The 6,122-nt window shown below is 69.8% G+C and carries 5 protein-coding genes; 1 reads left to right on the top strand and 4 read right to left on the bottom strand.

The genetic code is table 11. The features are described 5' to 3' along the window. Positions 1–325: 325 nt before the first annotated feature. Positions 326–1,333 carry a stage II sporulation protein M gene (locus ABZ478_RS22185; RefSeq protein WP_359552041.1) on the bottom strand — a complete coding sequence of 336 codons (1,008 nt, stop codon included), beginning with the start codon at positions 1,331–1,333 and terminating at the stop codon, positions 326–328. A 141-nt stretch (positions 1,334–1,474) separates the two neighbouring features. Here ABZ478_RS22185 and ABZ478_RS22180 point away from each other — a divergent pair, with 141 nt between their 5' ends. After that, positions 1,475–2,485: an RDD family protein gene (locus ABZ478_RS22180; protein ID WP_359552039.1), complete on the top strand. Its 1,011-nt coding sequence runs from the start codon at positions 1,475–1,477 to the stop codon at positions 2,483–2,485. Positions 2,486–2,500: 15 nt separating this feature from the next. On the opposite strand, the gene ABZ478_RS22175 is transcribed toward ABZ478_RS22180, so the two are convergent. The 3 genes from ABZ478_RS22175 to ABZ478_RS22165 all read right to left on the bottom strand — a co-directional run bounded on the left by ABZ478_RS22175 (position 2,501) and on the right by ABZ478_RS22165 (position 6,035). Continuing rightward, positions 2,501–3,112 carry a hypothetical protein gene (locus ABZ478_RS22175; RefSeq protein ID WP_359552038.1) on the bottom strand — a complete coding sequence of 204 codons (612 nt, stop codon included), beginning with the start codon at positions 3,110–3,112 and terminating at the stop codon, positions 2,501–2,503. A gap of 177 nt (positions 3,113–3,289) precedes the next feature. Then, positions 3,290–4,747 (bottom strand): adenosylhomocysteinase, encoded by a 1,458-nt coding sequence (gene ahcY, locus ABZ478_RS22170; protein ID WP_359552036.1) that lies wholly within the window; start codon positions 4,745–4,747, stop codon positions 3,290–3,292. A gap of 307 nt (positions 4,748–5,054) precedes the next feature. Continuing rightward, positions 5,055–6,035, bottom strand: a complete 981-nt coding sequence (locus ABZ478_RS22165) for a cation diffusion facilitator family transporter (RefSeq protein ID WP_359552034.1) — start codon at positions 6,033–6,035, stop codon at positions 5,055–5,057. Positions 6,036–6,122 lie beyond the last annotated feature (87 nt).

The raw sequence follows: 6,122 nt of genomic DNA, 5'->3' as shown, positions 1-6,122 counted from the left end.
TGCGTTTCCGACTCTATCAGATCTTTTCTCGACCCGATTTCCTCGGTGCTTTCCAGGTTCCCGCTCTCGCGTTTCCCTTTCCGGCGGTTCCGACTTTATCAGAAGTTTTCGGCCGGTCTGACCGGCTGCTCATTTCTGAGTAATTCGGAGGGGTGCTTCTCTCGATCGCGTTGGCGACTCTTGGGAAGCAAGTAGATTTTAAACGATCGGCCCCGAACTTGTCCAGTTCTAGGCAACTGTTTGAATCTACCTCCCCACTCCAGCCGTGTCAACAGCTCTTGCGGGGCGAGGGAGAGACTAGCAGCTCAGAGACCGTGCATGCACATCACGCGGCCGTGGGCACGGTGGAGCTGCGTTCGGCCGCCTCGATGTCGCCCGTCTCGCCGGCCCGCACGGCGCGGCCGCCCAGGACGAAGACGTACGCCAGGAATGTCAGCTCGGCCGCGATCCCGATGCCGATACGAGCCCAGGTGGGCAGGCCGGACGGCGTGACGAAGCCTTCGATGGCGCCGGAGACGAAGAGGACGAGGGCGAGGCCGATGGCCATGCCGACCGCGGCTCGGCCCTCTTCGGCGAGCGCGACGCGGCGACTGCGCGGCCCCGGGTCGATGAGGGTCCAGCCGAGGCGCAGACCGGTGCCGGCGGCGACGAAGACCGCGGTCAGTTCGAGCAGGCCGTGCGGAAGGATCAGGCCGAGGAACGTGTCGAGACGGCCGGCGGACGACATCAGCCCGAAGCCGACGCCCAGATTGAGCATGTTCTCGAAGAGGATGAAGAGCACGGGCAGGCCCAGGAAGATGCCCAGGACCAGGCACATCGCCGCCGCTTGGGCGTTGTTCGTCCAGACCTGGGCCGCGAAGGACGCCGCGGGATGGCTCGAGTAGTAGGTCTCGTACTCGCCGCCGGGGCGGGTCAGCTCCCGCAGCTGGCTGGGGGCCGCGATGGTGGACTGCACCTCCGGGTGGGTGCCTATCCACCACCCCAGAAGGATCGCGACCGCGGTGGAGACGAGCGCGGTGGGCACCCACCAGCGACGCGCGCGATAGACCGCGGCGGGGAATCCCTGGCCCAGGAACCGCGTGACGTCCCGCCACGAGGCGCGGCGGGTGCCGGTCACGGCGCTGCGCGCGCGTGCCACCAGTTGGCTGAGCCGGCCCGTCAGCTGAGGGTCCGGCGCGCTGGACTGAATGAGGGAGAGGTGGGTGGCGGTGCGCTGGTAGAGGGCGACGAGCTCGTCCGCCTCGGTTCCGGTGAGGCGGCGCCGACGGCGGAGCAGGGCGTCGAGGCGGTCCCATTCGGCGCGGTGTGCGGAGACGAAGACGTCCAGATCCATGGGGTCTGCCTGCTCCTCGGCTGGTCGTCCGCTGCTCGTTGTGCACTCTTGTTGCCGTCAGCTTGTCGTACTGCGGCGCGATGCGCCCTCAGCTTGGCAGACTTGCGGTTCACGGGGCAGGCCAGGGGAAGGACGACGGGCGTGAGTGAGCTGGTGACCGGCGAGGCGGTGGCGCTCGAATTGCGGCCCGCGAAACTCCCGAGCAGGGCGTTGGCGGTGCTGCTCGATCTGGTCGTGGCCGTGCTCGTGTACATGGGCGTGACTCTGGCGCTGGTGGCTATGACGTCGTCGCTCGACGAGGCCGCTCAGGTCGCGCTGTCGATCGCCGCCTTCCTGCTGGTGCTGGTCGGTGGGCCGATCGCGGTGGAGACGCTCAGTCACGGCCGTTCGCTGGGGAAGCTGGTGTTCGGGCTGCGTGTGGTGCGGGACGACGGTGGCCCCGTCCGGTTCCGGCACGCGTTGGTGCGGGGCGCCATAGGTGTGGTCGAGATCCTGATGACGTTCGGGGTGGTGGCCTGTATCGCCTCGCTGGTGTCGGCGCGGGGGCGGCGACTCGGCGACGTGTTCGCGGGCACCCTGGTCGTGCGCGAGCGGATTCCGGCCGGGCAGACCGGTCAGGTGCCTCCGCCGCCACCGTGGCTCGCGGGGCGGTACGCCGAGCTGGATCTGTCGGCCGTACCGGACGGGCTGTGGCTCGCGATCCGGCAGTACCTGACGCGGATGCAGCAGCTGGATCCCCGGGTCTCCTGGGAGATGGCGCAGCGGCTTGCGGCGGACGTCGCGGCTCGCACGGGGGCTTTTGTGCCGCACGGCGAGCACCCGGCGGCCTTCCTGGCCGCCGTGGTCCAGGAGAGGCAGTCGCGCGAGGCCCGGCGGGCGTTCGGCGGGGTCGGGTCCGTCGCGGCGGCGGGCTCGTCCGCTCCCGTTGCCCCCGGAGCGCCCGCGCAGTCTGTGGGGCCCTCGGCGGTCGGGGGCGGTGCGTCCGGTGGCTACCCTCCGGCGTTGTCGCAGCCACCCGCGCCGTACGCGTATCAGTCCCCGGCCGCCGCTCAGCCGCAGGTTCCCGCGGCTCCCTCCACGCCGTCCGCCCCGGTGCGCCCGGCTGAGCCGCCGGCCGACCGTCCCGCCACCGGATTCGCGCCACCGGCCTGAGACGGCGGCGGCCGCTCAGCCGAATACGGACGGCGGTGACTGGAGGTCCTCCAGCTCGATCCCCGGCGCGGACAGGACCACGTCTCCGGCGATGTGCACGGTGTGCAGTTCGCCCGTGTCCAGGGCTGTGACCTGGTATTCGTCCACGGTCAGAGGGCCGTTGTCAGTGGCGTGTGCTTCGCTCTTCACCAAGGTCCAGGACTGGTCCACGGTGCGGGGGGCGAGGACCGGGTCGGTGAAGGCCACGAGGCGCACGCGGGTCGCCGAGGAGGGGGTGAGGCGCAGGAGACGGGCGGTGGCGACGAGGAACGCGGGGGACGTGCCGGTGAAGGCGTGGGCGCGCACATTGCCTTCCGTGGCATGAGTTCCGGTGGCGTCGGTGCGGACCCAGGTGACGCCGTCGAGGGCGGCGCCTCGCACCTGCCAGCCACCTGTGTGCAGTTCGAGGCGGATGGGGCGGCCGAGGTCGTCCAGGGCGAGATCGACCGAGCCGCGGTGATCGCCGGCGGGGGTGGTCAGCTGGGAGACGTAGCGCCAGCCGGAGGGGCCGGGCGCGCACTGGAAGTGTTCTTCCGCGAAGGGGGTGTGATCGTGCGGATCGTGGAGCGAATATCGGCCGCGTGGCATGGGGGTCCTGGGTCTTGACGGGCCGGCGGTCCGGCCTACGGCTGCTGGTCCGGTCCCGGGCCAAAGGGGCAGGCCCCCGGCACGGGGGTGCGGGGGCCTGCCTCTGCGGATCTGCGGACCTGCTGCCGGGGAGCGCGGCGGTGCACCGGTGTGCTCCCCGGCGGCGGGACTGCGGACTCAGTAGCGGTAGTGGTCCGACTTGTACGGACCCTCGACCTCCACGCCGATGTACGAGGCCTGCTCGGGGCGCAGCTTGGTGAGCTTCACGCCGAGCGCGTCCAGGTGGAGGCGGGCGACCTTCTCGTCGAGGTGCTTGGGCAGCACGTAGACGCCGGTCGGGTACTCGTCGGGCTTGGTGAACAGCTCGATCTGGGCCAGGGTCTGGTCCGCGAAGGAGTTGGACATCACGAACGACGGGTGGCCGGTGGCGTTGCCCAGGTTCAGCAGGCGGCCCTCGGACAGCACGATGAGGACCTTGCCCTCGGGGAACTTCCAGGTGTGGACCTGCGGCTTGACCTCGTCCTTGACGATGCCCGGGATCTGGGCGAGGCCGGCCATGTCGATCTCGTTGTCGAAGTGGCCGATGTTGCCGACGATCGCCTGGTGCTTCATCTTCGCCATGTCCGACGCGAGGATGATGTCCTTGTTGCCGGTGGTGGTGATGAAGATGTCGGCGGTCTCGACGACCTCGTCCAGCGTGGTGACCTGGTAGCCGTCCATCGCCGCCTGCAGGGCGCAGATCGGGTCGATCTCGGTGATGATCACGCGGGCGCCCTGGCCGCGCAGGGACTCCGCGCAGCCCTTGCCCACGTCGCCGTAGCCGCAGACGACGGCGGTCTTGCCGCCGATGAGGACGTCGGTGGCGCGGTTGATGCCGTCGACCAGGGAGTGGCGGCAGCCGTACTTGTTGTCGAACTTCGACTTGGTGACGGCGTCGTTGACGTTGATCGCCGGGAAGAGGAGGACGCCGTCGCGCTGCATCTCGTACAGACGGTGGACGCCGGTGGTGGTCTCCTCGGTGACGCCGCGGATCTCCGAGGCGAGCTGGGTCCACTTCTGGGGGTTCTCGCCCAGGGTGCGGTGCAGCAGCTGGAGGATGACGCGGTGCTCGTCGGACTCGGCGGTCTCCAGGGCGGGGACCTTGCCGTCCTTCTCGTACTCGACGCCCTTGTGGACGAGGAGGGTGGCGTCGCCGCCGTCGTCGAGGATCATGTTCGGGCCGCCGGTGGCGCTGTCAGGCCAGGTCAGCGCCTGCTCGGTGCACCACCAGTACTCCTCCAGGGTCTCGCCCTTCCAGGCGAAGACCGGGACGCCCTGCGGGTTGTCGGGCGTGCCGTTCGGGCCGACGGCGATGGCGGCGGCCGCGTGGTCCTGGGTGGAGAAGATGTTGCAGGAGGCCCAGCGGACCCGGGCGCCGAGGGCGACCAGGGTCTCGATGAGGACGGCGGTCTGCACGGTCATGTGCAGGGAGCCGGTGACGCGGGCGCCGGCGAGAGGCTGGGCCTCGGCGTATTCCTTGCGGATCGCCATCAGGCCCGGCATCTCGTGCTCGGCGAGGGTGATCTCCTTGCGGCCGAACTCGGCCAGGGAGAGGTCGGCGACCTTGAAGTCCTGTCGGTTGTCGACAGTCGTCATTGCGAGCTGCTCCTCGGGATTGGGTCGAGGTGGGTACGGCTGGTCTGCGCGGCGGCGGACGCACGGGTGCCCGAGAAGAGGACACAGGCATGCCCACGTACGCGCAGCGCAGTCCGTCGGAGGCCCTCTCTCCCTCGGCCGGTCCGCTGCGGGACCGCCCGACCGCCATCAGCAGCGACGTCTGGCTCCGTCCCAAGCTACACCGGGAGACGGGGAGGCCCCCAGTCCGTCTTCGAAGAGTTCCCGCCGTCCGGGGAGTGAACGGGGGCATTCCCCTTGTGGGCGGCCCCGGTCGCCGTGTCGGGAATCAGTGGTCGGCGGCGGGCGGGGTGGGGCCGCCCGGGGTCGCCTCGGGGTCGGGGCCCTTGGCGGCCTCGGCCTCGCTGTAGATGTCGGGTTCCAGGTAGATCACGCGGGCGATGGGGACGGCGGCCCGGATGCGGGCCTCGGCCGCGTTGATGGCGTTGGCCACCTCGGTGGCCGTGTCGTCGTGCTGGACGGCGATCTTGGCGGCGATCAGCAGTTCCTCGGGGCCGAGGTGGAGCGTGCGCATGTGGATGACGCCGGTGACGGTGTCGCCGTCGACGATCGCGGCCTCGACCTTCTTGACCTCCTCGATGCCGGCGGCCTCGCCGAGCAGCAGCGACTTGGTCTCGGCGGCGAGCACGAGGGCGATGCAGACCAGCAGGACGCCGATGCAGACGGTGCCGATGCCGTCCCAGACGCCGTCGCCGGTGAGCAGGGCCAGGCCGACGCCGCCGAGGGCGAGGACCAGACCGATGAGCGCGCCGAAGTCCTCGAGGAGGACGACGGGCAGTTCGGGGGCCTTGGCGCGGCGGATGAACTGCGACCAGGACAGCTTGCCGCGCAGTTCGTTGGACTCCTTTATGGCCGTGCGGAAGGAGAAGCCCTCGGCGATGATCGCGAAGAGCAGGACCCCCACCGGCCAGTACCAGTGCTCGACCTGGTGCGGGTGGGTGATCTTCTCGTAGCCCTCGTAGATCGCGAACATGCCGCCGATGGAGAACAGGACGATCGAGACGAGGAACGCGTAGATGTAGCGCTCGCGGCCGTAGCCGAAGGGGTGCTGGGGGGTCGCCTCGCGCTGTGCCTTCTTGCCGCCGATCAGCAGCAGGAACTGGTTGCCGGAGTCGGCGAGCGAGTGGACACCCTCGGCGAGCATCGAGGACGAGCCGCTGAACGCGAACGCCACGAACTTCGATGCCGCGATCGCGAGATTGGCGCCGAGTGCCGCCACGATCGCCCTGGTACCGCCTGACGCGCTCATGTGTCCGCGTTGTCCCTTCGCCCTCGTCCGTCTACGCCGTCCAGGCGTGTACCCGACTTTGCCCGTGCTTTGCCGGTGGGCCATTGT

Source organism: Streptomyces sp. NPDC005706, from assembly GCF_040631045.1.
Lineage (GTDB): Bacteria > Actinomycetota > Actinomycetes > Streptomycetales > Streptomycetaceae > Streptomyces.
This window is presented reverse-complemented; position numbering and strand designations above follow the sequence as displayed.

Coding starts and splice junctions, on each gene's coding strand:
- ABZ478_RS22165 (WP_359552034.1), bottom strand. CDS start 6,035: ATGAGCGCGTCAGGCGGTACCAGGGCGATCGTGGCGGCACTCGGCGCC.
- ABZ478_RS22175 (WP_359552038.1), bottom strand. CDS start 3,112: ATGCCACGCGGCCGATATTCGCTCCACGATCCGCACGATCACACCCCC.
- ahcY (WP_359552036.1), bottom strand. CDS start 4,747: ATGACGACTGTCGACAACCGACAGGACTTCAAGGTCGCCGACCTCTCC.
- ABZ478_RS22185 (WP_359552041.1), bottom strand. CDS start 1,333: ATGGATCTGGACGTCTTCGTCTCCGCACACCGCGCCGAATGGGACCGC.